Source organism: Mycobacterium sp., from assembly GCF_036488105.1.
In the GTDB taxonomy this organism is placed as follows: Bacteria; Actinomycetota; Actinomycetes; order Mycobacteriales; family Mycobacteriaceae; genus Mycobacterium.
Genome location: NZ_DASXHW010000053.1, coordinates 1 through 1,707, shown reverse-complemented (window position 1 = coordinate 1,707; position 1,707 = coordinate 1). Strand labels below are relative to the sequence as shown.

3 protein-coding genes and 1 pseudogene are annotated in these 1,707 nt (G+C 65.7%); 2 read left to right on the top strand and 2 right to left on the bottom strand.

From position 1 onward, the window contains the following. Positions 1–166 (top strand): annotated as a pseudogene (locus VGH54_RS30005) (hypothetical protein); the annotation flags it as partial. On the opposite strand, the gene VGH54_RS02795 reads toward VGH54_RS30005, so the two are convergent. Both VGH54_RS02795 and VGH54_RS02790 read right to left on the bottom strand, forming a co-directional pair. Further along, positions 163–426, bottom strand: coding sequence for an alpha/beta fold hydrolase (locus VGH54_RS02795; protein ID WP_414688625.1), 264 nt, complete (start codon positions 424–426; stop codon positions 163–165). The pseudogene VGH54_RS30005 and the gene VGH54_RS02795 overlap by 4 nt on opposite strands. 74 nt (positions 427–500) lie before the next feature. After that, the gene (locus VGH54_RS02790) at positions 501–974 is read right to left on the bottom strand and encodes a VOC family protein (RefSeq protein ID WP_331510410.1); all 474 of its coding nucleotides are present in this window, start codon (positions 972–974) and stop codon (positions 501–503) included. 112 nt (positions 975–1,086) lie between these two features. Here VGH54_RS02790 and VGH54_RS02785 point away from each other — a divergent pair. Next, on the top strand, positions 1,087–1,707 hold a 621-nt coding region (locus VGH54_RS02785; RefSeq protein WP_414688626.1), incomplete at its 3' end, for an alpha/beta fold hydrolase.

Here is a 1,707-nt window from a genome sequence, read left to right as displayed (position 1 = left end):
GACCTGCCACCCCAACCACAAACTCGCCGACCACGGCTGGACCACCCGCAAAAACGCGCGCGGCGACACCGAATGGATCCCACCGCCGCATCTCGACCACGGCCAACCACGCGTCAACACCTACCACCACCCCGAAAAGCTGCTACAGGACGATGAATTCCCTTAACGGGCCGGGCCGATGAAATCCAGCACCAAGTCGGCGACTTTGTCCGGCTGGTCGAGCTGCAGGAAGTGTCCGGCGTTGTCGACGACGCTCACGTCGCTGTCGTCGGGAAGGGCGTCGGGTATCCAACGGGTGAAAGCCGATGTCATGCAACCGTCGTCGCGTCCGTGCAGGTACAAGCTCGGCAACTCCGGCCGCGACATCCAGTGCTGATGAAGGTCGCGGTACCGCGCCGCCGGCGGCCGCAGGCACCTGCAGGGCATCGTGCATCAACGCGCCGATGTGATAGCTGCCGTCCGACGGGATCGACGACGGCGCGTAGCCGCATGCCAACCGCTCAGACCGAAGCCACCGCTTTCTCGAGATCCGCGATGACGATTTTGCTCATGCCGTACATCGCCTGGGTGGCGGCGGTGGCGCACGCCGGATCCGGGTGGCTGACCAGGTCGTAGAGCCGCCCCGGAATCACCTGCCAGCTCAGGCCGAAGCGGTCCTTGCACCAGCCGCACTGCGATTCCTCGCCGCCGTCGGTCAGCCGGTTCCAGTAGTAGTCGACTTCTTCCTGGTCCTTGCAGTCGATCGTGAAGGACACCGCCTCGCTGAACGAGAAGTGCGGACCGCCGTTGATCCCGATGAAGCGGTTCCCGTCCAGCACGAAGGTGCCGGACAGGACCGACCCCGGTTCGCCGGGGCCGGCATCGGTGCTTCGGTTCAAATCCTCGATGCGCGAGTTCGGGAATATCGAGGTGTAGAACACCGCCGCCTCCTCCAAGTTGTGGTCGAACCACAGTGAGGGGGTGATCGAGGGCATGCTTGCCTCCTTGGTCGTTGGTCGTGGTCAGGAGAGTTCACCGGGATAGACCCCCGCGACGGCGAAAAATCATCGCTGTAACGTCAGGCGGGTAATGCCTGGCAACGATGCCATGCGTCGAGCCGAGGAGCTGCCCGTGAGTGCCGTGCGCAATATCCCACACACCGTCGAGTTTTCCGGTGTTCAGGGGCTCACTCTGGTCGCCGACGAGTGGCTCGGTCGATCGGCGGGCGGCGCCGATGTGGCCGCCGGTCGGCCGACGATCCTCATGTTGCACGGCGGTGGTCAGAATCGGTTCTCCTGGAAGAACACCGGCCAGGTCCTGGCGGACGAAGGATTCCACGTGGTCGCGCTGGACAGCCGCGGCCATGGTGACAGTGACCGGGCGCCCGACGCCGACTACGACATCGAGACGCTGACCGCGGACGTCATGCGGGTGCTCGACGCCATCGGCCGGCCGGTCATGCTGATCGGGGCGAGCATGGGCGGACTCACCGGCATCCTCGTCGCGGACCGGGCCGGGCCGAAGCGGGTCACCCGGCTGGTGCTCGTCGACGTCGTCCCGCGGTTCGAGAAGGACGGCAGCGCGCGCATCCGTGACTTCATGTTCAGCGGGTTGCACGGCTTCGCCTCGCTGGATGAGGCCGCCGACGCCGTCGCCGCATATCTGCCGCACCGCACCAAACCGCGCAGCCCCGAGGGTTTGAAGAAGAATCTGCGTCTGCGCGACGGC